Source organism: Pseudomonas sp. MH9.3 (genome assembly GCF_034354675.1).
GTDB lineage: Bacteria > Pseudomonadota > Gammaproteobacteria > Pseudomonadales > Pseudomonadaceae > Aquipseudomonas.
Genome location: NZ_CP133785.1, coordinates 2,455,272 through 2,480,776, shown reverse-complemented (window position 1 = coordinate 2,480,776; position 25,505 = coordinate 2,455,272). Strand labels below are relative to the sequence as shown.

At 61.5% G+C, this 25,505-nt stretch carries 22 protein-coding genes and 1 pseudogene; 10 read left to right on the top strand and 13 right to left on the bottom strand.

The genetic code is table 11. From position 1 onward, the window contains the following. Nucleotides 1-46: 46 nt before the first annotated feature. The 3 genes from RHM60_RS10825 to gap form a co-directional block, all read right to left on the bottom strand. Entirely contained in the window at nt 47-1,015 is a 969-nt protein-coding gene (locus RHM60_RS10825; protein ID WP_231423200.1) for a FecR family protein, read from the bottom strand. A 74-nt stretch (nt 1,016-1,089) separates the two neighbouring features. Further along, entirely contained in the window at nt 1,090-1,608 is a 519-nt protein-coding gene (locus RHM60_RS10820; protein ID WP_209984357.1) for an RNA polymerase sigma factor, read from the bottom strand. A 422-nt stretch (nt 1,609-2,030) separates the two neighbouring features. Further along, the gene (gap, locus tag RHM60_RS10815; protein WP_057007205.1) at nt 2,031-3,032 is read right to left on the bottom strand and encodes a type I glyceraldehyde-3-phosphate dehydrogenase; all 1,002 of its coding nucleotides are present in this window, start codon (nt 3,030-3,032) and stop codon (nt 2,031-2,033) included. Between the two features lie 220 nt (nt 3,033-3,252). On the opposite strand from gap, the gene edd reads away from it, so the two are divergent. The 4 genes from edd to RHM60_RS10795 all read left to right on the top strand — a co-directional run bounded on the left by edd (nt 3,253) and on the right by RHM60_RS10795 (nt 8,318). Next, nucleotides 3,253-5,079, top strand: a complete 1,827-nt coding sequence (edd, locus tag RHM60_RS10810; protein ID WP_322214419.1) for a phosphogluconate dehydratase — start codon at nt 3,253-3,255, stop codon at nt 5,077-5,079. Then, nucleotides 5,076-6,032, top strand: a complete 957-nt coding sequence (locus RHM60_RS10805; RefSeq protein ID WP_209984354.1) for a glucokinase — start codon at nt 5,076-5,078, stop codon at nt 6,030-6,032. Before edd ends, RHM60_RS10805 begins: the two co-directional genes overlap by 4 nt. 92 nt (nt 6,033-6,124) lie before the next feature. Beyond that, nucleotides 6,125-6,859 (top strand): response regulator, encoded by a 735-nt coding sequence (locus RHM60_RS10800; RefSeq protein ID WP_003237599.1) that lies wholly within the window; start codon nt 6,125-6,127, stop codon nt 6,857-6,859. Next, entirely contained in the window at nt 6,849-8,318 is a 1,470-nt protein-coding gene (locus tag RHM60_RS10795) for an ATP-binding protein (RefSeq protein ID WP_231423199.1), read from the top strand. The genes RHM60_RS10800 and RHM60_RS10795 overlap by 11 nt, the downstream gene beginning before the upstream one ends. A 63-nt stretch (nt 8,319-8,381) precedes the next feature. Here the strand turns inward: RHM60_RS10795 and RHM60_RS10790 are convergent, their stop codons facing one another. Further along, complete coding sequence (locus RHM60_RS10790) at nt 8,382-9,311, bottom strand: AraC family transcriptional regulator (protein WP_231423198.1); 930 nt, start codon at nt 9,309-9,311, stop codon at nt 8,382-8,384. Between the two features lie 327 nt (nt 9,312-9,638). On the opposite strand from RHM60_RS10790, the gene RHM60_RS10785 reads away from it, so the two are divergent. Together RHM60_RS10785 and RHM60_RS10780 are read left to right on the top strand one after the other, a co-directional pair. After that, nucleotides 9,639-9,980 carry an antibiotic biosynthesis monooxygenase family protein gene (locus RHM60_RS10785; protein WP_209984345.1) on the top strand — a complete coding sequence of 114 codons (342 nt, stop codon included), beginning with the start codon at nt 9,639-9,641 and terminating at the stop codon, nt 9,978-9,980. Between the two features lie 8 nt (nt 9,981-9,988). Beyond that, nucleotides 9,989-10,267, top strand: a complete 279-nt coding sequence (locus tag RHM60_RS10780; RefSeq protein ID WP_209984343.1) for a hypothetical protein — start codon at nt 9,989-9,991, stop codon at nt 10,265-10,267. A 48-nt stretch (nt 10,268-10,315) separates the two neighbouring features. Here the strand turns inward: RHM60_RS10780 and RHM60_RS10775 are convergent, their stop codons facing one another. After that, a complete protein-coding gene (locus RHM60_RS10775; protein WP_322214417.1) occupies nt 10,316-10,948 on the bottom strand; it encodes a flavin reductase family protein in 633 nt (210 codons plus the stop codon). A gap of 191 nt (nt 10,949-11,139) precedes the next feature. Here RHM60_RS10775 and RHM60_RS10770 point away from each other — a divergent pair. Then, nucleotides 11,140-11,609 (top strand): annotated as a pseudogene (locus tag RHM60_RS10770) (hypothetical protein). A gap of 51 nt (nt 11,610-11,660) precedes the next feature. On the opposite strand, the gene RHM60_RS10765 reads toward RHM60_RS10770, so the two are convergent. From RHM60_RS10765 to RHM60_RS10740, 6 genes are all read right to left on the bottom strand, one after another. Further along, nucleotides 11,661-12,275, bottom strand: coding sequence for a hypothetical protein (locus RHM60_RS10765; RefSeq protein WP_322214415.1), 615 nt, complete (start codon nt 12,273-12,275; stop codon nt 11,661-11,663). Continuing rightward, the gene (locus RHM60_RS10760) at nt 12,272-13,726 is read right to left on the bottom strand and encodes a PAAR domain-containing protein (protein ID WP_322214414.1); all 1,455 of its coding nucleotides are present in this window, start codon (nt 13,724-13,726) and stop codon (nt 12,272-12,274) included. Before RHM60_RS10760 ends, RHM60_RS10765 begins: the two co-directional genes overlap by 4 nt. Nucleotides 13,727-13,894: 168 nt before the next feature. Next, nucleotides 13,895-15,208 (bottom strand): MFS transporter, encoded by a 1,314-nt coding sequence (locus RHM60_RS10755; protein WP_322214412.1) that lies wholly within the window; start codon nt 15,206-15,208, stop codon nt 13,895-13,897. A gap of 278 nt (nt 15,209-15,486) precedes the next feature. Continuing rightward, nucleotides 15,487-16,812, bottom strand: coding sequence for a sigma-54 dependent transcriptional regulator (locus RHM60_RS10750; protein ID WP_322214410.1), 1,326 nt, complete (start codon nt 16,810-16,812; stop codon nt 15,487-15,489). Further along, on the bottom strand, nt 16,806-18,572 hold the full coding sequence (locus tag RHM60_RS10745) for a sensor histidine kinase (RefSeq protein ID WP_322214409.1): 1,767 nt from the start codon (nt 18,570-18,572) through the stop codon (nt 16,806-16,808). The genes RHM60_RS10750 and RHM60_RS10745 overlap by 7 nt, the downstream gene beginning before the upstream one ends. Before the next feature lie 197 nt (nt 18,573-18,769). Further along, complete coding sequence (locus RHM60_RS10740; protein ID WP_209984327.1) at nt 18,770-20,293, bottom strand: fumarate hydratase; 1,524 nt, start codon at nt 20,291-20,293, stop codon at nt 18,770-18,772. Nucleotides 20,294-20,512: 219 nt separating this feature from the next. Here RHM60_RS10740 and RHM60_RS10735 point away from each other — a divergent pair, with 219 nt between their 5' ends. Further along, entirely contained in the window at nt 20,513-21,445 is a 933-nt protein-coding gene (locus tag RHM60_RS10735) for an iron-sulfur-binding ferredoxin reductase (protein ID WP_231423193.1), read from the top strand. Between the two features lie 78 nt (nt 21,446-21,523). Here RHM60_RS10735 and pyk read toward each other — a convergent pair whose 3' ends face one another. Further along, entirely contained in the window at nt 21,524-22,975 is a 1,452-nt protein-coding gene (gene pyk / locus RHM60_RS10730) for a pyruvate kinase (RefSeq protein ID WP_209984319.1), read from the bottom strand. Nucleotides 22,976-23,150: 175 nt separating this feature from the next. Between pyk and RHM60_RS10725 the strand changes: the two genes are divergently transcribed. Then, nucleotides 23,151-23,525, top strand: coding sequence for a tetratricopeptide repeat protein (locus tag RHM60_RS10725; RefSeq protein ID WP_209984316.1), 375 nt, complete (start codon nt 23,151-23,153; stop codon nt 23,523-23,525). A 222-nt stretch (nt 23,526-23,747) separates the two neighbouring features. Further along, on the top strand, nt 23,748-24,107 hold the full coding sequence (locus RHM60_RS10720) for a PilZ domain-containing protein (protein ID WP_322214407.1): 360 nt from the start codon (nt 23,748-23,750) through the stop codon (nt 24,105-24,107). Nucleotides 24,108-24,167: 60 nt separating this feature from the next. On the opposite strand, the gene RHM60_RS10715 is transcribed toward RHM60_RS10720, so the two are convergent. Then, nucleotides 24,168-25,499, bottom strand: coding sequence for a DUF58 domain-containing protein (locus RHM60_RS10715; protein ID WP_231423785.1), 1,332 nt, complete (start codon nt 25,497-25,499; stop codon nt 24,168-24,170). Between the last annotated feature and the right edge of the window lie 6 nt (nt 25,500-25,505).

The following is a 25,505-nucleotide window of genomic DNA, read 5'->3' as shown; positions in this document are numbered from 1 at the left end:
TAACGAGACGTATCGCCGGTTAACATCGAGTAAAAATAATTCTCATTTAGTTGAGAATGACCAGCGCCGGGAATTCCGCGAGCCTGGCCGACGTGATATGAGCCAGGGAGCGCACCACGTCCAGCGGCTGGTCGAGGCGATAATTGCCGGTGACGGCGACGCTGGCGAGTTTGTCGTTGGTGTTGACGATCCAGCCAGGGTAATAGCGGCGCAGTTCGGCGAGCACTTCGCTCATCGGGCAGTTTTCGAACACCAGCCGGCCCTGTACCCAGGCCAGGTCCTTGGCCGGATCCAGTCGGGCAGGCGGGCCAAATCCCTTGGGACCGATGCGGATGCTTTCGCCGGCGCTCAGGCGCACGCGGGCATCGTCGAAGGTGTTGCGCAGGTCGACATCGCCGCGCTGCACCTGCACCTGCGCTTCGCCGTTGAGGTAGCGCACGGCGAAGGCGGTGTCGCGCACGCTGGCCCGCACCGGGCCGGCATCGACTTCCAGGGGCAGGCCGCGACTGGGCATGACCTCGAAAAAAGCCTCACCTTGATACAGGCGGGCAACGCGCTGGTGGTCCTTGATGCTGCTGGAGAACGCCGAGTTGGTGTTGAGCAGCACTGTGGAGCCGTCGTCCAGTTGCAGGCGCTGGCGCTCACCCACCACGGTGAGGTGGTCAGCCTGCAAGCGCGCGGGCAGGTTGCTGAAGCTCAGCAATCCCAGCACCAGCACGGCGGCGGTGGCCAGGGGTTTCCAGTGTGGCTTGATACGGCGCCAGACGCCCGGTTTGCGCGGCGCTGCCAGGGCGATTGCGGCACTGTGCACCGGCGCGCCGCCCCAGGCTGCCTGGGCGTTGGCGAAGGCGAGGGCGTGCGCCGGGTCGCTGGCCAGCCAGGCCTCGAACGCAGCCTGCTGCCCCGGTTGCGGGCACTGCAGCGCGATCAGCCAGTCGAGCGCCTGGTCCATAGCCGCGTCTTGCAACACCTCATGAGCCAGCTCATGGGGGCGCAGGTTATTCGGGTCGGTCACGGTGTGCCTCGGGTCTTCGCCACGTTCTAGTCATTGTTCCTGCAGGCCGGTTCGACAGTTCTGTCGGATGTAGCTTACGGCTGATCCAGCCTCTGGGCCACACCTACACAGATGGCCATGATCAGCTTCAGTTCCTTTTGCACGGTGCTCAAGGACACGTCCAATTGATCGGCAATCTCCTGGTAACTGCAGCCGTGCAGGCGGCTGAGGATGAAGATCTGCTGTTGGCGTGCGCTCAACTGACCGAGGCTGACGCTCAGATGCTCCAGCAGTTGCTCGGCCTGGGTGGCGTCTTCGGGCGTGCTGACAGGGGATGCGACGCTTTGCAGCACATCCAGTGGCACGTCTTCCTGCAACGTGCGGGCCTGAATTCGGCGCGCGCGCAGATGGTCCAGCGCCAGGTTGCGCGCCGTCTGGTAGACGAAGGGTTCGAGGTGATCGATCGGCCGCTCGCTCAGGGCCCGTGTGACGCGCAGGTAGGTTTCCTGCAACAGGTCCTCGGCGGTGCTGTGGTTATTCACCATCCGCTGCAAGGTGCGTAGCAGAATCACCCGTTGGGTGAGAAAGACATGGTTGAAGCGAGATTGGCTCACAGGGATACCAGGCCGATTGCAAGCAAATGATAATGCTTATCAACAACGGAAATGGCAAGTGGCTATTGCTGTGAGCGGGTACCGATCAAATGTGGGAGGGGGCTTTTGTGGCAGGCGGGCTTGCCCTAATGCCGTTCAGTTAAGCGCAGATTCCCTGTGGCGAGCAGGCTTGTCCTGCGTTGGGCTGCGCAGCAGCCCCAAAGCCAGGCGCTGAGCCGTATCAGGTACACCGCGTTTTGCTCGATTGGGGGCGCTTCGCACCCCAACGCGGGGCAAGCCCGCTCGCCACAATAAGCCCGCACATTTTCCTTAACTGAACGGCATTAGGGCTTGCCCGCGATGCAGGCACCTCGGTATTTCAGTTCGAACGAGGTGATGCTATCGCAGACAAGCCAGCTCCCACAGGGACCTCTGTTGCCTGCTTACTCGGCGTTGCACAGCGCCAGGCAGTTATCCAGCATGCGGTTGGAGAAGCCCCACTCGTTGTCGTACCAGGCCAGCACTTTGAGCAGCTTGCCGCTGGCCTTGGTGTGGTTGGCGTCGAAGATCGACGACAGCGGATTATGGTTGAAGTCACTGGAAACCAGCGGCAGGGTGTTGTAGCCGAGGATCTTCGAGTGCTGGCTGGCTTCCTTGAGCAGTGCGTTGACCTCGTCGGCCGTGGCCTCTTTCTTCAGTTGCACGGTGAGGTCGACCAGCGACACGTTGATCACCGGGACCCGCACCGCCATGCCGGTTAACTTGCCCGCCAGTTCCGGCAGCACCAGGCCCACTGCTTCGGCCGCGCCGGTCTTGCTCGGGATCATGTTCTGCGTGGCCGAACGCGCGCGGTATGGGTCGGTGTGGTAGACGTCGGTGAGGTTCTGGTCGTTGGTGTAGGCGTGAATCGTGGTCATCAGGCCGCTTTCGATGCCCAGTTCGCGGTGCAGCACCTGGGCCACCGGCGCCAGGCAGTTGGTGGTGCACGAGGCGTTCGAAATGATCTGGTGGGACTGACGCAAAATGTCATGGTTTACGCCGTAGACCACGGTGGCGTCCGCGCCCTTGGCCGGTGCGGAGATGATCACCTTGCGCGCGCCGGCGGTAATATGGGCGGCAGCCTTGTCACGCTCGGTGAACAGACCGGTGCATTCGAACACCACGTCGATCTTGTGCGCGGCCCATGGCAGGTCGGCCGGGTTGCGGATGGCGCTGACGGCAATCCGGTCACCATTGACGGTCAGGCTTTCCTGATCGTGGGCGACCTCTGCGTCGAAAGTGCCGTGTACGGTGTCGAATTTGAGCAGGTGGGCGTTGATCGAACTGTCGCCCAGATCGTTGATGGCGACGATCTGCAAATCCTGGCGGTAGCCTTGGGTATACAGTGCGCGCAGGACATTACGGCCGATACGGCCAAAACCATTGATTGCGATACGAAGAGTCATTGGAAGGTGCCTGTCGTCGATTTGTTGTAAGAATTACAAGATTATTCGCATAAAAATAGAAAACAAGCCTTTTTAGTGGCAATATTTTGTTCAATCTACAACGAGTGACCTGAATCAACTGGTCCGATGATCCAAACGACACCCTGCCATCCCATGCGCGCGGGCGTTTGATCAGCATAGACACTCAGGTCGCCACATCCGTTAGCCTGGAGTTCTACACATGCATCCCCGCGTCCTTGAGGTCACCGAACGGCTTATCGCCCGCAGCCGCGCCACCCGTGAGGCCTACCTTGCGCTCATTCGCGGCGCAGCCAGCGACGGTCCGATGCGCGGCAAGCTGCAATGCGCCAATTTCGCCCACGGCGTGGCCGGTTGCGGCACTGAAGATAAAAATAGTCTGCGCATGATGAATGCCGCCAACGTGGCAATTGTTTCTTCATATAACGACATGCTCTCGGCGCATCAGCCTTACGAACACTTTCCGGAACAGATCAAGACAGCCCTGCGCGAAGTCGGCTCGGTCGGCCAGTTCGCCGGCGGCACCCCGGCGATGTGCGACGGCGTCACCCAGGGCGAGCCCGGCATGGAGCTGAGCCTGCTCAGCCGCGAAGTGATCGCGATGTCCACGGCGGTTGCGCTGTCCCACAACATGTTCGACGCGGCGCTGATGCTGGGTATCTGCGACAAGATCGTGCCGGGCCTGATGATGGGCGCGCTGCGTTACGGCCACCTGCCGATGGTTTTCGTCCCGGGCGGCCCGATGCCGTCGGGCATCTCCAACAAGCAGAAAGCCGATGTGCGCCAGCGCTACGCCGAAGGCAAGGCCAGCCGCGAAGAGCTGCTGGAATCGGAGATGAAGTCCTACCACAGTCCCGGCACCTGCACCTTCTACGGCACTGCCAACACCAATCAGCTGCTGATGGAAGTGATGGGCCTGCACCTGCCGGGCGCCTCGTTCGTCAATCCGTACACGCCGCTGCGTGACGCGCTGACCCGCGAAGCGGCGCACCAGGTCACCCGCCTGACCAAGGCCAACGGCAACTTCACGCCTATCGGCGAGATCGTCGACGAAAAATCCATCGTCAATTCCATCGTTGCCCTCAACGCCACCGGCGGTTCCACCAACCACACCCTGCACATGCCGGCCATCGCCATGTCGGCGGGCATCATCCTCACCTGGCAGGACATGGCCGACCTCTCCGAAGTGGTGCCGACCCTGTCCCACGTCTACCCCAACGGCAAGGCCGACATCAACCATTTCCAGGCGGCGGGCGGCATGTCCTTCCTGATCCGCGAACTGCTCGAAGCCGGGCTGCTGCACGAAGACGTCAACACCGTGGCCGGCAAGGGGCTGAGCCGTTACACCCAGGAGCCGTTCCTGGTCGACGGCGAGCTGATCTGGCGCGACGGCCCCATCGAAAGCCTCGACGAAACCATCCTGCGTCCCGTCGCCCGTGCGTTCTCGCCCGAAGGCGGCTTGCGCGTGATGGAAGGCAACCTCGGTCGTGGCGTGATGAAAGTGTCCGCGGTGGCGCCGGAGCACCAGGTAGTCGAAGCCCCGGCTGTGGTGTTCCAGGACCAGCAGGACCTGGCCGATGCCTTCAAGGCCGGCCAACTGGAAAAAGACTTCGTCGCCGTGATGCGCTTCCAGGGCCCGCGCTCCAATGGCATGCCCGAACTGCACAAGATGACGCCGTTTCTCGGCGTATTGCAGGACCGCGGTTTCAAAGTGGCGTTGGTTACCGATGGGCGCATGTCCGGCGCGTCGGGTAAGATTCCTGCCGCGATCCATGTGAACCCCGAAGCCCAGAGCGGCGGGCCGCTGGCGCGCGTGCGCGATGGCGATATCATTCGCGTGGATGGCGTTACCGGCACCCTGGAGCTTAAGGTGGACGCCGAAGAGTTTGCAGCACGCATACCTGCCACGGGACTGTTGGGCAATAACGTGGGGGCGGGGCGCGAGCTGTTTGCATTCATGCGCTTGGCCGCAAGCTCCGCAGAGCAGGGCGCCAGCGCCTTTACCTCTGCCTTGGAGACGCTTAAGTGAAGTTAGCGCTGGTCGGTGATATCGGGGGCACCAATGCCCGTTTTGCGTTGTGGCGCGATCAGGCGCTGCATTCGATCCGGGTGCACGCCACGGCGGATCACCAGAGCCCGGAAGAGGCGATCAAGGTTTATCTCAAAGAAGAAGGCCTGGAAATCGGGGACATCGGCGCGGTGTGCCTGTCGGTGGCCGGGCCGGTGAGCGGGGATGAATTCAGGTTCACCAACAACCACTGGCGCCTGAGCAAGACGGCGTTCTGCCAGACGTTGCAGGTGGATGAGCTGCTGCTGGTGAATGATTTTTCGGCCATGGCCCTGGGCATGACCCGCCTGCAGCCGGATGAATTTCGCGTGGTCTGCGAAGGCACGCCGGAGCCGTTGCGCCCGGCCGTGGTGATCGGGCCGGGCACGGGGCTGGGCGTCGGTACGTTGCTGGACCTTGGTGCAGGCCGGTTTGCCGCATTGCCGGGGGAGGGCGGCCACGTCGACCTGCCCCTGAGCAGCGTGCGCGAAACCCAACTGTGGCAGCACATTCACGGCGAAATCGGCCACGTCAGCGCCGAAACCGCATTGAGCGGTGGCGGACTGCCGCGTCTGTACCGGGCGATCTGTGCGGTGGATGGGCACGTGCCGGTGCTGGATACGCCTGAAGCCATCACGGCGGCCGGCCTGGCCGGCGACCCGGTGGCGACGGAGGTGTTGGATCAGTTCAGCATCTGGCTGGGCCGGGTTGCCGGCAACAACGTGCTCACCACTGGCGGGCGCGGCGGCGTGTATATCGTGGGCGGCGTGATCCCCAGGTTTGCCGACTTCTTCATCAACAGTGGTTTTGCCAAGAGTTTCAGCGACAAGGGCTGCATGAGCGACTACTTCAACGGCATTCCTGTGTGGTTGGTGACGGCGCCGTATTCCGGGTTGACCGGTGCGGGCGTCGCGCTTGAACAGGCTTTTGCGTAGGGGCTGATGGCCTCATCGCAGGCTTGCCTGCGATGGCGGCCTAAAGGGCGCCAGATGCTTTAAGCTTGTCCCCACCATCCAGGAGGCCCCCCGTGAGCGTAATCAGTAAATCCATTCTCCTCGTCGACGACGACCAGGAAATCCGCGAATTGCTGCAAACCTACCTCAGTCGCGCCGGCTTCCAGGTGCGTGGCGTGCCCGACGGCGCGGGGTTCCGTCAGGCGATGAACGAGGCACCGTGCGACCTGGTCATTCTCGATGTGATGCTGCCGGACGAGGACGGCTTCAGTCTGTGCCGCTGGATTCGCCAGCATCCGCGTCAGGCGCAGGTGCCGATCATCATGCTCACTGCCAGCTCCGACGAAGCCGACCGCGTGATCGGCCTGGAACTGGGCGCCGATGACTACATCGGCAAGCCCTTCAGCCCCCGTGAGCTGCAGGCACGGATCAAGGCGCTGTTGCGGCGCTGCCAGTTCGGCCAGGAGCGCAGCGGCACGGCGGATGTGCTGGTGTTCGATGAATGGCGCTTGGACATGATTAGCCACCGGCTGTTTCACGTGGACGGTGAAGAGGTGATTCTGTCCGGCGCCGATTTTGCCCTGCTCAAATTGTTTCTGGATCACCCGCAACAGATCCTCGACCGCGACACCATCGGCAACGCCACCCGTGGCCGTGACCTGATGCCCCTGGACCGGATCGTCGACATGGCCGTCAGCCGCCTGCGCCAACGCCTGCGCGACACCGAAAAACCGCCGAGGCTGATCCGCACCGTGCGCGGCAGCGGTTACCAACTGGCAGCCAGCGTGGTTGCCGGCAATGCCCATTGAGCCGGTAGCCGAACGCCGGCGCCGCTTTCCGGTACCGCGCTCGCTGCTGGGGCGCATGCTCCTGCTGACCTTGCTGGTGGTGCTGTTTGCCCAGGCGCTGTCCAGCGTGATCTGGGTGTCGCAACTGCGCGCTACTCAACTTGAAGGCCTGGTCACCAGCGCGCGCAGCCTGGCGCACTCAATGACCGCCAGCGTGAGCTATTTCCGCTCGCTGCCGGTGGCCTATCGCCCGTTGGTGCTGGACCAATTGCGCAGCATGGGCGGCACGCGGTTTGTCGTGACCCTCAATGATCGTCCGCTGGACATGGCGGTGCTGCCGCAGACCCCGCGCAAGCAGGCGGTGCTGCAGGCGGTCGACGAGGTGCTGCGCCAGACCCTGGGCGGCGATGTGCTGATCTCAGTGGAGTTCGTCAGCGCCGAAGACCTGCGCATCTTCAATGCCGGCCTCAAGCTCGATGAGCTGCCGCGCTCCTGGGCGCATTACGCGCTGACCCTGGAGCCGGTGAACCCGCCGGTGCTGGTCACGCAGATTCAGCTCGCCCCCGGCGAATGGCTGTACATCGCCTCGCTGCTGCCCGAGCCGTACACCAGTCTTGAAGAACAAAGCCTGCCATCGCAGCAGGTGTGGTTTATCGTGCTGACCAGCGGTTTGCTGCTGCTGTTCATCGGCTTGCTGGTGCATTGGCAGAGTCGCCCGCTCAAACGTCTGGCACGGGCGGCGCGGGACATGTCCCTGGGTGCCGATGTGGAGCCGGTGGCCGAGGGCGGTGGCAGTGAAGTGGTGGAAGTGGGGCGCGCCTTCAATGCCATGCGCGAACGCATCAGCCGCTACCTGACCGAGCGCAGCCAGTTATTCAGCGCGATTTCCCACGACCTGCGCACGCCGATCACCCGCCTGCGCCTGCGCGTGGAATTGCTCGAAGACGAAAACCTGCAAGCCAAGTTCGGCCGGGACCTGGACGAGCTGGAACTGCTGGTGAAGGGCGCGCTGCAATGCGTGAAAGACACCGACATCCACGAAAACATCCAGCCGGTAGACCTCAACCACGTGCTCGAATGCCTGGTGGAGCCTTATCTGGCGCCCAACGGCAATGGTCGCGTGACGCTGAATGGATATGCCCTGGCGGCCTATGCGGGCAAGCCGCTGGCGCTCAAGCGCTGCATCGGCAACCTGATCGACAACGCTTTGAAGTATGGGCAGAACGCCCATTTGCACATCGAGGACGATGGCGCGCAGTTCATTCTGCACGTGGACGATGAAGGGCCCGGCGTGCCGGAGCAGCGTCTGGAACAGGTGTTCGAGCCGCACTTCCGCCTCGCCGGGCACCAGCAGGGTTATGGACTGGGGCTGGGGATTGCGCGCAACATTGCCCATAGTCATGGCGGGGAAGTGAGTTTGCAGAATCTGCGCGAGGGTGGGTTGCGGGTCACGTTACAGCTGCCCCGAACGCTGGACTGAAGAGCAACAGGTTTCAACTGTGGGAGGGAGCAAGCCCCCTCCCACATTTTGGTCTTCATTCGGTCAGATGCTTTGGCGCAGGCGGGCCAGGTCTCTCAGGGGCGGCGCACCAAACAACCGGCTGTATTCCCGGCTGAACTGCGACGGGCTTTCATACCCCACCCGATACCCCGCCGCCGACGCTTCCAACCCTTCGGCAATCATCAACCGGCGCGCTTCCTGCAGGCGCAGTTGCTTCTGGTATTGCAGCGGGCTCATGGCGGTGATCGCCTTGAAGCGGTGGTGCAAGGTCGAGACGCTGAGGTTCACCTCCCTGGCCAGGTCATCGATGCGCAGCGGTTGCTCATAGTTGCCGTTCAGCCAGGTGATCGCCTGGCTGACGCGATGACTCTGACTGTTGGCCACGGCAATCTCATACAGCCGATAACCCTGCGGCCCACGCAGCAGGCGATAGAGAATCTCGCGGTTGATCAGCGGCGCGAGCATCGCGATATCCTTTGGGGTATCCAGCAGCCGCGTCAGGCGCAGCACCGCATCGAGCAGCGCGTGGTCGATGCGGTCGACGTACATCCCGCGCGACGTCGGCCGCGAAGGCACGCCCATCGGACCCGCTTCTGCAATCAGGGCCGTCAGTTGCGCCGGGTCGATATTGATGCGCACCGACAGGTTGGGATCTTGCGGCGTGGCATCGATGACCCTTCCTGCCACCGGCATCGCTACCGAAAAGACCAGGTAGTTGAGCGGGTCGTAGGCGAAGATTTCGTCGGCCAGGCGCACTTCCTTGCTGCCGCTGGCGAGGATGCACAGGGCAGGCTCCACCAGTACCGGCATGAAGTCGCGCGGCGTATTTTGACGGTTCAGGTACAGCGAGGTAATCGCCGTGCCGTAGGAACCTTCTTCCCAGGTGTGGCGTTGCACGATGCCGGCGAGTTCAGCGCGCTGTTTTTCCATCTCGGCGTCGAGGGGAAGAAGCTTGGGGTCGGGCAACGACATGGAACGTCCTCTGCGTGTTGCTTTGATGGACTGAGCTTAGCGGCGGATTTTCAAAGCGTGTTACGTCGATCCTGCACAATCATTGCCTGATCCTGCGAATAGGCGTGAATCAGGCAATGACGCGGGCTGTCATCGTCCGCAAATACTGGGCAGCGTCTGGAATAAACAGTGGGCGGCAAACGTCCTGCCTACGCTTTTCGCAGGATTGTGCAATAAGCCTGCAGGATTCGACTAACCGCGCGTCCAGCGGTGGCCTTATCGTTGATCCTGTGGCAACACGCCCCCTCAGTGCTTGCCGAGCATCACTTCTCAACGGGAGAGTCGAACATGTCCACCCCCATTCCCGCGAGCCATATGGCCTTTATCCGTGCCCGTAGCGGGTGCAGCACCGAACTCGGTGCACGCTTGAGCAGTTTGATCGAACCGGGCCGTCAGGCTCAGGGTTGCCTGCAATTTTCGTTGCAGCATTCCCACACCGATCCCGATGTATGGCTGATTTCGGGCTTCTGGAGCAGCGAGCAGGCGATGAGTACCTACTTCAATTCGCCGGCGCTGATGATCTTCACCGAGCTGTTGAACGACATGGTGGTGCGCAGCATCGACTTCCAGACGTTCACCGATGCCTCTGCCATCAACGGCTATGGCGAGTACCTGCAACTGGCCGGTTAGGGTTTAGAATGGCCGACTTTCAATTGGCCAGGACCTGCAACATGGCACGCAAACAATTTGCCCATCACGAAGCCGTTTCCGCCGTAGTACCGGGTGAAGGAGGCTACAGCGCCGCCGTTGCCGTCAAGGCACTGGATGGCATGGGCGCACCGCAGTTTCACAAGATCCTTGACGGGCAGCGGTTCAAGACGGCGTCCGACGCGGATGACGCGGCCGCCGTGCAGCTCGAGCGATTGATCGATGTCGACGAAGAGGGCGTGCTGAACTGGGAGCCCGCCAATAACTGAACCTATGGGAAGGGACTTGCGCCCCTCCCACTTGTGGCTGCATTGCAATCAGGGTTTGCCGGCGCCTGGGCGGTACATCTTGAACAGCGCCTCCGGGCCCAGCTGGAAGTAATCTGCCGGACCGCCGCCACGCAGGATCGGCTCGGCGGCGGCGGTATCGTAGATGCCGTCCTTGAGCAGCCACTTGGCAATGTGCACCGCCACCACTTCGCCCAACACCAGCCAGCTTGGCACCAACGCTTTGTCAGCGCGCTGCAACTGGATGATCTGCGTCACTTTGCACTCGAATGACACCGGGCTTTCGCCCACCCGTGGCACACCGACGATTTTCGAGGCCACCGGCGTCAGGCCGGACAGTTCGAATTCATCCACTTGCGGCGCGACGGCCGCGCAACTCTGGTTCATCTGCTCGGCCAGCGGGCGGGTGGCCAGGTTCCACACAAACTCGCCGGTCTGTTCGATGTTATTCAAGCTATCTTTGCGTCCGACACTGGAAAACCCGATGATCGGCGGAATGTAGTTGAACGCGTTGAAAAAGCTGTAGGGCGCCAGATTCAGGCGACCCTCGCGGTCGTGGGAAGAGATCCAGCCAATCGGGCGCGGGCCGACAATCGCGTTGAAAGGATCATGGGGTAAGCCGTGGCCGTTGGCGGGTTCGTAGAAATGGATAGCGTCAGACATGGGCCGGGGTTCCTGCTGAGTGGTTCTCGATGGCGGTCATAGTGCAGCCCATGGTTGCGAATTTCCATCGACCCCATGGAATTTTCATTCATTGCCCACCTATTTTTCACAGCGTGCCGTTCAGTCTGCGCCCGAGGTCGACACCCTGTCGGTCGACTAATGAAAGATTGTGCGTCGGAGCCTTCTCGCCCATGAATAAACTTCCTCAGATCACGCTTGCGTTCTGGGTCATGAAAGTCTGCGCAACCACCCTGGGTGAAACCGCCGGTGACTTGTTGTCTATGACCTTGAATGTCGGTCGAAAATCTATAACCCCGTGCTGTACTGGATCGTGAGACTGTCCACCAGCACTGCCGACACTACCATGTCCGACTTCATGGACCGTACGCTGGGGCTGGGTTATGCCACGTGAACAAGATCCAGACCTTTCGCGGTGAGCTGTTCTACTGGATGGCGATTCTGTTTTCCAACACCCTGGGCACGGCGCGTGCTGACCCGGCCGTTCGGTGCAACTCTGGGTGACTTCCTGACCAAACCCCATGAAAAGGGCGGGCTGGACTTTGGCACCATCGGCTCGTCGGCGGTGCTGGTGGTGATGATCGCCGGGGCGGCGTATGCCCAGCGCCGGTATGGGCATAAGGAGGCTGTACAGTTCTCATGATGGGGGCTGGTGCGTTTCCAGGCCCGCCATATTGCGAGCTTGGAAATTTCATCATTGCGGTATCCATGGTGTGGCCAGGGCTAGCGTGATGAGGTAGCGCTCTTCATTGGGATTACGATAATCCTTGAACCGATTAACCAACAACATCACTTGGTACTTGTCCCCGGCTTGCCAATACGACACGCCTCCACGGTTCACATCTCGCAACTGGGCGTGCCATTGCGGCGTGTCGGCAAAGGGTGGATTGTCCTTGATATGAATCGGGAGCCAGCCGCCTTTGCGCCATTGGTCTTGCAAGTCCAATACGACCTTGAGTGTGTCGTCGAGCGATATGGGCTCGATTTGAGGGGACATTCGAATACTGCCTATCCGCTCATTATCAAAGCCTATCGTGAAGAAGCGAGCGAGAGGTGTCACGAATCCATATTCCGCATCCACAAGCCGCAATCGGGCATCCGACTTGGGGATCCTGAACCAGTGACGTCCGGTAATGGCGGGGTCTATCGTTGCGCTGGAGCGCTGCCGCATGTCTTCCCAGGCCTCGCCAGGCGTCAACGCAATCTCCGGCTCGTCGGCACCGAGGCGTATCGCTAACCCTACGAGAAGTATGGCAGCGACCAGTCCAAATCCGACACGTCGCCGACCGGTTTGCGTGATCCTGCTCATTGGACACCCCGGCCTCCAGCGATATCTTGCAGGGACTGTTCGATTCGCTGCCGCTCAATGCTATGCAGAAGTGCGTCAAACTGCGCAGCAGCCTTCAGCACGAAGGTCATGCGTTGGTCGATATCGGCCAGGTTGGCGACGGGATTATTGCTGAATTCAATGGTTCGGCCGTCTTCGACGTGGCGGCATTGGCTTGCCAGCGTCAGTTCAATGGCTTGAGCGACACCGGACGGTATCCCGGTGACGTAGGAGAGATGGTTGCTACGGAGTAGGGCTACCAGTTTTGGGTCACCGTACATTGTGGGTTGAAGGATATTTCGTTGTTCGTGGTCAGCGAGATACTCAACACTTTCGGCAATGTTGCCAGCATCTATGGCCTCGAAGGCTTGCAGGATTTCCTTGTGGCTCGTACCAAACGTCAGCGTCTCTTGCCCAACCGGCCAAAGCACTGGAGATTGGCTGTCCCCATAGATATTCCTGCGTAAGCGCAAGCAGGTCCTCAGCCCATCCAATCCCTTATCTTTATAAAAAGCATGCAACGGAAACACATCCAAAAACAGCGTCGTATTCCCCATCGCCATCATCTCGTACACATGCTGATAGAGCTGTTGCACGGTCGATAACGGCTCACCGTTAGGCCGCCAATCAATTCCCGGCACCGGGTTCTCGCGATTGGCACGTTCATATTCACGCTGCCGTTGCTCGTACTCCTGTAGCTTCGCCCGTCGTTCACGCTCCTCGGCGCTGAACAATCCCCAAACCCCTTTGCGGGCACTTCTTCTCAACAGCTCCGCCGCCTCGTATTCCGTCTGAATGTTCTCGATGGATTCAGCCGCATGCAGCAGCCCGCAGCCCACTTGCTTGGACGCAAATGCCGCCAGCCCTGCCCACTGAAAGCGGTTATCCAATAGCCATAGCTGTGCGTAAGCCGAGTTGATGACCCGGTTGCGCAACCGGGGATCGGCAATCAACTGGCCGCCAGGAGCAACGATGTCTTCTGCCTGCTTCTGGTAGAAGCGCCAATTGCGCTCGCAGGATGAGTCGAGCATCTGGCTCAAGGCTGAAGCGGAGGGCTTTGGAGGCGGGGAGAGTCGTACCGTGGCCGCTTGGGCTTGGGGTGTGGTGGATGCGGGGCTGGCTCTGTTGAATACCGAGGTGTCTTCAGCGGTAATGGTCTGATACCGCTCGAACTGGTCAGCAATCAGGCGAGGCGACGGGTCGCATTTGCAGTAACAAAGATCGTCCGAGAGCGCCACTTTTCGCCCCCGCGCGTTCTGGCTCAGGCGCGGGCCGACGCAGGCAATCACTCCCGTGGTTTTGCAGGCCGGGCAAAGTACCTCGTGGCCTTCAAGTGCGATGTCTACCTGCTTGATGCCGAAGCCGCTCAAACCGCCTATTACGGTACCGCCCGCAGTCGTTTTGGCTCCTCGGGTAATGAAATATCGCCGCATGCCGGATATGTCTTTTTATTAGAAGGGACGAGCACTCTAGGGGAGTGGGCGATGTACGAGAAGTCAGACGCTTCTTGGTCTGGTGTAGGTGGCTTCCGCAGTCGGTTCAAATGAAAAAGGGGTCATGTCATCAGCTGACATGGCCCCTTTTTTACACCTCCCGAACCCTTAGTCCGTGGTGATCCGCGAATGCTTGCGGGTGTCCTTCATGGTCACATACACCAACAGCGACACCGCAATACACGCGGTGACGTACCAGTAGTAGCCGGTCTCCATGCCAATGCTCTTGAACCACAGCGCGATGTATTCGGCGGTGCCGCCGAAAATCGACACGGTCAGTGCGTAGGGCAGGCCCACGCCCAGTGCGCGGATTTGGGTCGGGAACAGCTCGGCCTTGACCACCGCGTTGATCGAGGTATAGCCGCTGACAATGACGAGCGCCGCCATGATCAGGAAGAACGCGCCCCACCAGCTCTGGATGGTGTGCAGGGTGGTCAGGATTGGCACAGTGAAGAGGGTGCCGAGAATGCCGAAGGCGATCAGGATCGGCCGCCGACCGATCTTGTCCGACAGGCCGCCGACGAGGGGTTGCAGGCACATGAACAGAAACAGCGTCGCCGCCGAAATGGTGGTGGAGTCGGAAATGCTCATCCCCACCGTGTTCACCAGGTATTTCTGCATGTAGGTGGTGTAGGTGTAGAAGGCCAGTGTACCGCCCATGGTCAGGCCGACCACGGTCATCAGTTCCTTGGGGTGGCGCATCAAGGTGCGCATGGCGCTTTCCCTGGCTTTTTCCTTCTTGATGAACGACTCGGTTTCTTCCATGCCGCGCCGCAGGTACAGCGCGACCACTGCGCACAGGGCGCCGATGGCGAACGGGATACGCCAGCCCCAGGCGTACAGCTGCTCGGTGGTGAGCAATTGTTGCAGCACGATCAGCACCGCCAGCGCGATGAGCTGGCCGGAGATCAGGGTCACGTACTGGAAGCTGGAGTAGAAACCACGACGTTCCTTGGTCGCCATTTCGCTGAGGTAGGTGGCGGACGTGCCGTATTCACCGCCAACTGACAGGCCCTGCAGCAAACGGGCAAATACCAGCAGGATGGGTGCACCGATACCAATGATTTCATAGCCCGGGCTGAGAGCAATCAGCAATGAGCCAAAGCACATCAAGTAGACCGAGGCCATCAGGGCTTTTTTACGCCCGACCTTATCGGCATAAAGGCCCATCAGCCAACCGCCGATCGGGCGCATCAGGAAGCCTACGGCAAAGATCGCGGCCGTGTTGAGCAGTTGGGCGTTGGTGTCGCCTTTGGGGAAGAAGGTCTTGGCGAAGTACAGCGAGAAAGCAGCATAGACATACCAGTCGTACCACTCGACCATATTGCCGACCGATCCGCTGAAGATCGACTTGATACGGCTGGAAGTGGTGCGTGCCGGCGCAGCCGCCGAGCCCAGAGGCAGGGAGTTGGAGTTATCCATCTAAGGATCCTTCATCTAGTTGTTTTTATGGCGCGGCGCGAACGCAGCGTGGTTCGGCTGTAGCAGGAGCTGTGCCAAACAGATGAAGGCCCGCGATAGAAGGGCTACAAGATTTTTTTGAGCGGAAAGTCGCTGATGGTTTTGCGGTGATGAGCGAAAATCCGCTGATGGCTGCTGGCGTCATCGCAGGCAAGCCAGCGCCCACCTTTGCAATGCATTCCCCTGTGGGAGACGGGCTTGCCCGCGATGGCGGCTTGGCAGGCGACGCCGATATCGACCTACAGAAATATCTCCCGCACCAACCCATGGCGCTGCATCTTTTCATTCAGGGTCCGACGCGGCAGTTGCAGCTCCGCCAGTACCGCTCTGATATCGCCGTTATGTCGGCTCAACGCAGCTTTCAGGCAATGGGCCTCAAACGCCTCCTGCTGCGCCGCCAGCGATTGCCCGACCTCAATCCCCTCCGGTTCTGGCTCGCCCAGCCCCAGCACCTGACGCTCGGCGGCGTTGGCCAGCTCCCGCACATTGCCCGGCCAGTCGTGGCTGAGCAGGCGGCCCAACTGCGGCCCGCTCAACGGCTCGACGTTGCGGCCAAGGCGTTCGGCGGCGCTTTGTGCAAAGTGCTCGTACAGCAGTGGAATGTCTTCGCGACGTTCGCGCAGCGGCGGCAGGCGCAGTTGGACGACGTTCAATCGATACGCCAGGTCTTCACGAAAGCGTCCAGCGCGGGCCTCTTCGAGCAGGTCCGGCTTGGTGGCGGCGATGATGCGCAGGTCCACCTGGATGCTTTGGTTGGAACCCAGTCGCTCCAGTTTTTGCTCCTGCAGCACCCGCAGTAATTTCACTTGCTGGGCCAGGGGCATGCTTTCGATTTCATCCAGGAACACTGTGCCGCCGTGGGCGTACTCGAGCTTGCCGATGCGCTTGCCCTGAGCACCCGTGAAGGCGCCGCTTTCGTGGCCGAACAGTTCGGCTTCAAACAACGGCTCGGGGATCGCCGCGCAATTGAGCGCCACGAACGGCTTCTTCGCCCGCGGCCCGAAATCATGCAGGCAGCGCGCGACCAACTCCTTGCCGCTGCCGGTCTCGCCGCGAATCAGCACATTGACCGGCAGGCTCGCCAGGTCCAGCACCTGGCGGCGCAATGTTTGCAGGCCTTTGGACACGCCCAGCAGGCTGGTTTCCAGCTGCGCGCGATGATCGGCCTGCTGATGCAGGCGACGGTTCTCCAGCACCAGCCCGCGTTTGTCCAGCGCACGGCGCAGACTGTTGAGCAGGTCCTGCGGGCTGAACGGTTTTTCCAGGAAGTCGTAGGCGCCGTCGCGCATGGCTTCGACCGCCATCGGCACATCGCCGTGGCCGGTGAGCAGGATCACTGGCAAGTCGGCATCGCGGCGTTGCACTTCGGCCAGCAGCTCCAGGCCACTCAAACCCGGCATGCGCACGTCGCTCAGAATGACTCCGGGGAAATCCCTGGGCAGTTGCGCCAGGCACTCGTCGGCACGGCTGAACAACTGCACGTCAAATCCGGACAGGCTCAACCATTGCTCGACGGCCGTGCGAATGCCGGCTTCGTCATCGACCACCATTACTGCGTTCAACATAGGTCTGGCGTCTCCAGCGCGACGGGCAGGGTTAGGGTGAATACCGCGCCATCGCCACGGTTACCGGCGCTCAGGCGCCCGCCCAGTTCGTGCACGATAGCGTAGGATACCGCCAGCCCCAAGCCGAGTCCGTCGCCCACCGGCTTGGTGGTAAAGAACGGGTCGAACACGCAGGGCAGATGCTCTTCGGCAATCCCGCCGCCGCTGTCGCTGACAGTCAGTTGCCAGCATTGCTCATCGGCGTGCAGGCGTATTTCCAGACGTTTGCGCGGCGTGTCGGCCATGGCGTCGAGGGCGTTGCGCAGCAGGTTGATCAGCACCTGTTCCAGGCGGATTGCGTCGCCGCGCACCCAGGCCGGGCGAGTCAGGTCCAGCCTCACGCCGATGGCTTCATCACGCAGGCGCGCGTCGAGCAAGTGCAGGGACTGGTCGACCACCGTGGCCAGGTCGAGCCGTTCGCGCAGTCCACTGGGGCTCTTGCGGGCGAACGTCTTGAGGTGGCCGGTGAGGGCGGCCATGCGCGTGAGCATTTCGTCCAGCGGCGTGAGCGCCTGGTAGGCGTCATCCACGCGGCCGTGGTCCAGCAGCAGGCGCAGCGTCGCCAATTGCATGCGCTGGGCGGTCAGAGGCTGATTGATTTCATGGGCAAGGGCGGCCGACATCTGCCCCAGCGCCGCCAGCTTGGCCGACTGCACCAGGCCGTCCTGGGCAGTGCGCAGCGCCTGGGTGCGTTCATCGACCAGTTGTTCAAGCTCTTCGCGACTGCGCTGGCGCAGACGGGCCAGGCGCCAGCGCTGGCTGAGGAACAGCACCAGGAACACCAGCGCCAGCCAGGACCCGGCGGCGGCCAGGCCCGCGTTGCGCTGGTCTTCGAAGGCGGACTGCGGCTTGCGCAGCAGGTGCAGGGTCCAGCCCTCGGCTTTGAGCGGCATGGATTCCCAGATGTAATTGGCATTGCCGTCAGGACCGTTGACGCGCATCAGGTGGCTGTTTTCGCCGAAGCGTTGCAGGGTGCTGGTGTCCAGCGCTTGCAGGTATTTCTTGTCGTACTGGCGCGTGGCTTTGAGTTCGGCCTGGTCGCTGTCGGACAACGGCCGCAGATTGCGATAACGCCAGCCCGGCTGATTGGCGATAAACACAATGCCCCGCGCATCGCTGACCAGCAGCAGGTCGTTGCCCTGGGCCCACTCGCGTTCAAGTTCGGGGAATTCCAGTTTCACCACCATGGCGCCGAGGAACTGTTCGTTCTCGTCGAGCACCGCGCTGGAGAGAAAGTAACCCGGTATGCCGGTCGTTACCCCCACCGCATAAAAACGCCCGGTGCCCTGGCTCAGGGTCTGGCTGAAATAGGGACGAAATGCGTAGTTGTGGCCCACGTAGCTGCTCGGCAGGTTCCAGTTACTGGCTGCGACCGCGAGGCCAGTGCGGTCCATCAATTCGAGGGTGGAAGACTGCGCGGCGCTGTTGATGCGTTGCAGCTTGCGATTGAGCACATCCTGAGTGGCGGCGTCCAGCGGGCCCTTCAGGGCGCGGATCATTTCCGAGTCCAGCGCCAGCACGGCAGGCAGCGCGCGGTAGCGTTCGATCAGGGTGTGCAGCGAGTTGGCGTACAACGCGAGCTGCTGATTGGCGCGAGCGGCATCCTCCACCAGCGCCTGGCGCTCGGCTTGACGTGTGGCAAGGGCGGCGGCCAATAGCGCACCGGCGATGATCAGCAGGGCGTAGAAGGTGAGGCGCAGGGGGCGGGTGATCACGATCATACGGTGATGAGCAGGCGCAGTGGGGGGAGCGCACCATAGCATGCGCTGCTTGAGTCTGTGGCGAATGGGCTTGTGTGGGAGGGGTGCTTGCCCAATGTCGTTCAGTTGAGCCCGCTCCCACATTTGACTGTATTTTCACAATAAAAAAGGCGACTGGGCTTTGCGCCGCAGTCGCCTTTCTCCTTGCGGGACTGTGCTTACTGCACTTCCACCGCCAGGCTTTCACTGATCTTTTTCTGCCAGATGGCGGGACCGGTGATATGGACGGATTCGCCCTTGCTGTCCACCGCAACGGTGACCGGCATGTCTTTGACGTCGAACTCGTAGATCGCTTCCATGCCCAGTTCGGCGAAGGCCACTACACGCGACTTCTTGATGGCCTGCGCCACCAGGTAAGCGGCGCCGCCCACAGCCATCAGGTACACGGCCTTGTGGTCCTTGATCGCTTCGATGGCGGTCGGACCGCGCTCGGATTTGCCGATCATGCCCAACAGACCGGTCTGCTCGAGGATCTGCCGGGTGAACTTGTCCATCCGCGTCGCGGTGGTCGGGCCCGCTGGGCCAACCACTTCTTCGCGCACCGGATCAACCGGGCCGACGTAGTAGATGAAGCGGCCTTTGAGGTCCACCGGCAGGCTTTCGCCCTTGTTGAGCATCTCGACCATGCGCTTGTGCGCGGCGTCGCGACCGGTGAGCATCTTGCCGTTGAGCAATACGGTTTCGCCCGGCTTCCAGCTTTGCACGTCTTCAGCAGTAAGGGTGTCGAGGTTGACGCGACGGGCCGACGGGCCGGCTTCCCAGACGATCTCCGGGTAGGCATCCAGCGGTGGCGCTTCCAGCGACGCCGGGCCGGAACCGTCCAGCACAAAGTGCGCGTGACGGGTGGCGGCGCAGTTGGGGATCATGCACACCGGCAGCGAAGCTGCGTGGGTCGGGTAGTCCATGATCTTCACGTCGAGCACGGTGGTCAGGCCACCGAGGCCCTGGGCGCCGATGCCCAGTTGGTTGACCTTCTCGAACAGCTCCAGGCGCATCTCTTCGATACGGTTGGAGGGGCCGCGCTTTTTCAGCTCGTGGATGTCGATGGATTCCATCAACACTTCCTTGGCCATTACCGCAGCTTTCTCGGCGGTGCCGCCGATGCCGATGCCGAGCATGCCCGGTGGGCACCAGCCGGCGCCCATGGTCGGAACAGTCTTGAGCACCCAGTCGACGATTGAGTCGGACGGGTTGAGCATGGCCATTTTCGACTTGTTTTCGGAACCACCGCCTTTGGCGGCCACGTCCACTTCCACGGTGTTACCCGGGACGATGGAGTAGTGGATCACGGCGGGGGTGTTGTCCTTGGTGTTTTTACGCGCGCCGGCCGGGTCGGCAAGGATGGAGGCGCGCAGGACGTTTTCCGGCAGGTTGTAGGCGCGACGCACGCCTTCGTTGATCATGTCGTCCAGGCCCATGGTGGCGCCATCCCAACGCACGTCCATACCCACGCGCACGAACACGGTGACGATACCGGTGTCCTGGCAGATCGGGCGATGGCCGGTGGCGCACATGCGCGAGTTGATCAGGATCTGCGCCATGGAGTCACGGGCCGCTGGCGATTCTTCGCGCAGGTAGGCTTCGTGCATCGCCTGGATGAAATCCACGGGGTGGTAATAGGAGATGAATTGCAGGGCGTCGGCAACGCTCTGAATCAGGTCGTCTTGCTTGATCACGGTCATGAGTCGCGCTCCTCTATAAGGGAACATTCAATAAAGGTGGCTTCAGTGAAGTGCATCGGTCGGCTGAAGCCACCTTTCCAAGGCACGTCACAGTGGTGCAAGGCGCGACGCTAAAAAGGCGCGGCAGTATAACCCGGTGCGGTGGGTGATACACCCGGCTATGGTCAAACTGTCGCAGGCATGATTCCCTGTGCGCGTCCCTTCTGATTGAGCCTTTATATGCCTGAACTGCACGTCGGTGAACGCCACTGGTCGGTCCCCACCGGCAGCAACCTGCTGGATGCCTTGAATCAGGCGGGCGCGGCCGTGCCTTACAGTTGCCGGGCGGGCAGTTGCCATGCCTGCCTCGTGCGCTGTCGCGGCGAAGTTGCAGACAAACAGCCCGATGCCCTGAGCCCGGCACAACGCCAGGACGGCTGGCGCCTGGCCTGCCAGTGCCAGGTGATCGGTGATGTGCAGGTCGAAGCCTTCGATCCCTTGCGTGACGGTGTGGCGGCACAGGTAATGGCGGTCGACTGGCTGAGCGCTTCGGTACTGCGCCTGCGTGTGCAGCCGGAGCGTGGTTTGCGTTACCGGGCGGGGCAGCATGTGGTGTTGTGGGCGGGGCAGGTGGCGCGGCCGTATTCGCTGGCAAGCTTGCCGCAGGAGGATCCGTTTCTGGAGTTTCATCTGGATTGCCGCTTGCCCGGCGAATTCAGCGATGCCGCACGAGGGTTGGCCGTCGGTGATCGCCTGCGCCTGGGCGAACTGCGCGGCGGGGCGCTGCACTACGATTCGGACTGGCAGGCGCGACCCTTGTGGCTGCTGGCCTCCGGCACAGGCCTCGGCCCGCTGTGGGGCGTATTACGCGAGGCGGTACGTCAGGATCACCAGGGTGCGATCCGCGTGATTCACCTGGCGCATGATGTCGACGGCCATTACCTGGCAGGCCCCTTGGCGGCCCTGGCCACCAGCCATCCCAACCTGACGGTGGAGCTGTGGACGGCGGCAGAGCTTGACCAGGCATTGGCGCAACTGCGGGTGGTTTCCCGGCAAACCCTGGCGTTGCTCTGCGGGCATCCCGCCAGCGTCGAGGCGTTTTCCAAGCGCCTGTTCCTGGCGGGCCTGCCGCGCAATCAACTGCTGGCCGATGTGTTCCTGTCCCGCGGTTAAGCGGAGCACATCAGCCCCTTTGAAAGGCAAAAAGCCCCGCCATTCACATGGCGGGGCTTTTGTTTTTCAGCGAGTCACTCAGAACTGCGGGTCACCTACGTGCAGAATCTTCATGCCATTGGTGCCACCGGTGGTGTGGTAGCTGTCGCCCTTGGTCAGGATGACCCAGTCGCCCTTCTCCACAACACCGCGTTTGATCAACTCGTCGATGGCGGCCTGGCTGACTTCATGAGGCGGCAGCGAAGCAGGATCGAACGGCACGGTGTAGACGCCACGGAACATCGCCGCGCGGGCCTGGGCTTCGCGGTGCGGGGTGAACGCGTAGATCGGCACCGAGGAACGGATACGCGACATGATCAACGGCGTGTAGCCACTTTCGGTCAAGGCGATGATCGCTTTCACGCCCGGGAAGTGGTTGGCGGTGTACATGGCCGCCAGGGCGATGCTCTGGTCGCAGCTTTCGAAGACCTTGCCGATACGGTGGCTGGAGGTCTTGCTGGTCGGGTGCTTTTCGGCACCGACGCAGATACGCGCCATCGCCTGCACGGCTTCCAGTGGGTACGGGCCAGCGGCACTTTCGGCCGAGAGCATCACGGCGTCGGTGTAGTCGAGCACGGCGTTGGCCACGTCGGACACTTCGGCGCGGGTCGGCATCGGGTTCTGGATCATCGACTCCATCATCTGGGTCGCCACGATGACCGCTTTGTTGTGGCGGCGTGCGTGCAGGATGATCTTTTTCTGGATGCCGATCAGCTCGGCGTCGCCGATTTCCACACCCAGGTCGCCACGGGCAACCATCACGGCGTCGGAGGCCTTGATCAGGCCGTCGAGGGTTTCGTCATCGGCCACGGCTTCAGCGCGTTCGATCTTCGCCACCAGCCAGGCGGTACCGCCGGCTTCGTCGCGCAGTTTACGGGCGTATTCCATGTCGGCGGCGTCGCGCGGGAAGGATACGGCGAGGTAGTCCACTTCCATCTCGGCGGCGAGCTTGATGTCGGCCTTGTCTTTTTCAGTCAGGGCCGGGGCGGTCAGGCCACCGCCGCGACGGTTGATACCTTTGTGGTCCGACAGCGGGCCACCGATGATCACGGTGCAATGCAGTTCAGTCGGGGTGGCGGTGTCGACGCGCATGACCACGCGGCCATCGTCGAGCAGCAGTTCGTCGCCGACGCCACAGTCCTTGACCAGATCCGGGTAATCGATACCCACGACCTGCTGGTTGCCGTCGGTCAGCGGATGGCTGGTGGAGAAGGTGAACTTGTCACCAATCTTCAGCTCGATGCGCTTGTTGGTGAATTTGGCGATACGAATTTTCGGGCCTTGCAGGTCACCCAGCAACGCGACGAAGCGGCCGTGCTTGGCGGCCAGATCACGCACCAGCTTGGCGCGAGCCTTGTGCTCGTCCGGGGTGCCGTGGGAGAAGTTCAGACGGGCAACGTCCAAACCAGCCAGAATCAGCTGTTCGAGGACTTCCGGCGAGTTACTGGCCGGGCCAAGGGTGGCGACGATTTTGGTGCGACGGACGGACATGCACAGACTCCTGAGTTCAAGCGCTGGGGAAGGCTACTATGCTCTTTGGTTGTAGTCATTGTTCGTTTGCACTACTTATCGACGATTGGCTGGTTTGAGCGTCAATTGAATAGACGAACATCCTTGAAGATTTTCGACGAGGGGTCGATACACTGCACAAGACAGGAGAACCCCCATGCGAATTTTGCTCGTTGCTGCCCTGGCCGTCAGTGTTGTCGGCTGCACCCGCTGGTCCATGGACCATCATTTGAACAACGCCTACCGTGCGTACAAGGTGGGTGACTGTGAGCGCGTGACCCTGGAATTGTCCCAGGTCGACCGTGAAAGCCGTACCCGGCGCTACGTACAGCCGGAAGTTTCGATGTTGCGCGGGCAATGCCTGGAGCGACAGAAGCTGTTTGTGGATGCGGTGCAAACCTATCAGTTCATCATCAGCCAGTACCCGTCCAGCGAATACGCGTACCGCGCCCGCGCCCGCCTGGACACGCTGCAGCAACTGGGTCATTACCCCGGCGCCAGCGTCGCGCAACCCCGGCCCGCATCCCTTTGATAATATTTGTCACGCTGTAACTGGCCTGTCTCACGTCTTAGGCTAATATTTGTATGTCTGTTCGATATTTTTATATTCAAATGGATTGAATGTCTGGAGTTGGTAGATTCATAGCGATGACGCACAACACCGTCGTCGCGCCGACCTCGGGGAGAGCGGGCCTGTATCGCCGTTCCGAATCACTGGCTCGGCCAGAGTAATATCCAATGGATGGCACTCATCATGTTTACTAATCGACGTATTGAGCGGCATGAGTTATCCCGTTTCCTGCAAGTGTTCAATCGGTTTACGGACAAGCCTATTGGTTACCTGGGCAATGTGTCTGAAGACGGGCTGATGTTGATCAGCCAATTACCGATGATGATCGGCGCGACGTTTGAACTGTGCGTGAAGGTTCCCATGGCGAATGGGGACGTTCAGGCAATCGACCTCACTGCTACATGTTTGTGGAGTCGTGAGGACGTCAATCCGCAGCACTATGACTCAGGTTTCAGTGTGGTCGCCGCGCCTGCGGAGTACAGACAACTGATCACCGCCTTGTTGCGTTACTTCAGTTTTGACCACTTGCAGGCTTCTGCCTAGACATCGCGCGTTGTCGACCCGGGCAGGTGTGTTTACCTTCGCCGTGGTCGTGCGCATTTTTTATAGCACCCCGGCTTTTTTCCAGTCCATGTAACGCGTCACCAACGCCGGTCCCAGCGCTGAGGGCAGGGTATCCAGTACGGCCAACCCGTGGGCGTTCAGACGATCATGCAATTCGTCGCGCCGGGTGAGGTAGTCGACGGCGCCGCTGTAGGCCAATGCCTCGGGCAAGGTTTGCACGGAAGACTGGCGCAGTTGGTCGAGCACTTCCTCGCGCAGGCTGGCGACCAGCACCCGGTGTTGGCGGCCGATGCGTTTGACTGCAGTCAGTAATGCCTCATCGTCCTCGTCCCGCAGGTTGCTCACTACAATGACCAGCGCACGGCGTTTCTGTCGGGCCAGCAGTTGGCTGGCAGCGGCTTCGTAATCGGCGGTGCGTTGCGTGGTATCCAGGTCGTAGACGTTGTTGAGCAACAGGTTCAACTGGCCGGTGCCCTTGACGGGCGCCAGATAACGGGGCTGATCGCAGGCAAAGGTGCACAGCCCCACCGCATCGCCTTGACGCAAGGCGACGTAGCTGAGCAGCAGGCAGGCATTGAGGGCGTGGTCGAAGTGGGAAAGCTCGGCGTCCTGGCTGCGCATGCGCCGACCGCAATCGAGCATGAACACGATTTGCTGGTCGCGCTCGTCCTGATACTCCCGGGCGATGGGTGTGCGTTGGCGTGCGGTGGCCTTCCAGTCGATCTGCCGCAGGCTGTCGCCCTCGCGAAACTCGCGCAACTGATGAAACTCCAGCCCTGGGCCGCGTCGCGGATGCTGTCGAACACCCAATTGGCTCAGCCAGCTGTCCACGCCCAGCAGTTGTGCGCCATACAGGCGCGCGAAGTCCGGGTAGACGCGGGTGGCGTCGGATACCTCCACAAAGCGTCGAGCCGACCACAGCCCCAGTGGGCTGGGCAGGTGAATTTCACACCGACTGAAGCTGAAATGCCCGCGCCGCAACGGGCGCAGGCGATAGCCCAACTCGCTGCGCGTGCCGGGTCGCAGTTCAATCAGTTGGGGCATGTTCTCCACGCTCAGCCCATCGGGTGCGTGATCGAATACCTGCACGGTCAGCGGCTGCGGATAATCGTGGTGCAGGGTCAGGCGCACGTCGCCCCAGCGACCCAGGGCCAGGCTGCCAGGCATCTGCCGTTGCACCCGGATGCCCGGGCGGCGGCGCAGGCGAAGGGCGTCCAGCAGGGCCAGCAGCAACAGCGCCAGCAACAGGCCCCACGCCACCTGGTGCAGGGTGTCGGGCAGCTTGAGCTGCAACGCTGCGGTGATACCCAGCAGAGTGTTCAAACCCAGCAGGACACCGAGCCAGATCAGCAGCAGACGGGTTGGCTTCATGGGTGG

What these genes read in the sequence shown, in the direction of transcription:
- RHM60_RS10775 (WP_322214417.1), bottom strand. Translation starts at nt 10,948, where the DNA reads ATGTCTGACGCTATCCATTTCTACGAACCCGCCAACGGCCACGGCTTA.
- pyk (WP_209984319.1), bottom strand. Translation starts at nt 22,975, where the DNA reads ATGTCCGTCCGTCGCACCAAAATCGTCGCCACCCTTGGCCCGGCCAGT.
- RHM60_RS10750 (WP_322214410.1), bottom strand. Translation starts at nt 16,812, where the DNA reads ATGTTGAACGCAGTAATGGTGGTCGATGACGAAGCCGGCATTCGCACG.
- edd (WP_322214419.1), top strand. Translation starts at nt 3,253, where the DNA reads ATGCATCCCCGCGTCCTTGAGGTCACCGAACGGCTTATCGCCCGCAGC.
- RHM60_RS10740 (WP_209984327.1), bottom strand. Translation starts at nt 20,293, where the DNA reads ATGACCGTGATCAAGCAAGACGACCTGATTCAGAGCGTTGCCGACGCC.
- RHM60_RS10765 (WP_322214415.1), bottom strand. Translation starts at nt 12,275, where the DNA reads ATGAGCAGGATCACGCAAACCGGTCGGCGACGTGTCGGATTTGGACTG.
- RHM60_RS10715 (WP_231423785.1), bottom strand. Translation starts at nt 25,499, where the DNA reads ATGAAGCCAACCCGTCTGCTGCTGATCTGGCTCGGTGTCCTGCTGGGT.
- RHM60_RS10720 (WP_322214407.1), top strand. Translation starts at nt 23,748, where the DNA reads ATGTTTACTAATCGACGTATTGAGCGGCATGAGTTATCCCGTTTCCTG.
- RHM60_RS10785 (WP_209984345.1), top strand. Translation starts at nt 9,639, where the DNA reads ATGTCCACCCCCATTCCCGCGAGCCATATGGCCTTTATCCGTGCCCGT.
- RHM60_RS10755 (WP_322214412.1), bottom strand. Translation starts at nt 15,208, where the DNA reads ATGGATAACTCCAACTCCCTGCCTCTGGGCTCGGCGGCTGCGCCGGCA.
- RHM60_RS10735 (WP_231423193.1), top strand. Translation starts at nt 20,513, where the DNA reads ATGCCTGAACTGCACGTCGGTGAACGCCACTGGTCGGTCCCCACCGGC.
- RHM60_RS10795 (WP_231423199.1), top strand. Translation starts at nt 6,849, where the DNA reads ATGCCCATTGAGCCGGTAGCCGAACGCCGGCGCCGCTTTCCGGTACCG.
- RHM60_RS10790 (WP_231423198.1), bottom strand. Translation starts at nt 9,311, where the DNA reads ATGTCGTTGCCCGACCCCAAGCTTCTTCCCCTCGACGCCGAGATGGAA.
- RHM60_RS10760 (WP_322214414.1), bottom strand. Translation starts at nt 13,726, where the DNA reads ATGCGGCGATATTTCATTACCCGAGGAGCCAAAACGACTGCGGGCGGT.
- gap (WP_057007205.1), bottom strand. Translation starts at nt 3,032, where the DNA reads ATGACTCTTCGTATCGCAATCAATGGTTTTGGCCGTATCGGCCGTAAT.
- RHM60_RS10745 (WP_322214409.1), bottom strand. Translation starts at nt 18,572, where the DNA reads ATGATCGTGATCACCCGCCCCCTGCGCCTCACCTTCTACGCCCTGCTG.
- RHM60_RS10725 (WP_209984316.1), top strand. Translation starts at nt 23,151, where the DNA reads ATGCGAATTTTGCTCGTTGCTGCCCTGGCCGTCAGTGTTGTCGGCTGC.
- RHM60_RS10780 (WP_209984343.1), top strand. Translation starts at nt 9,989, where the DNA reads ATGGCCGACTTTCAATTGGCCAGGACCTGCAACATGGCACGCAAACAA.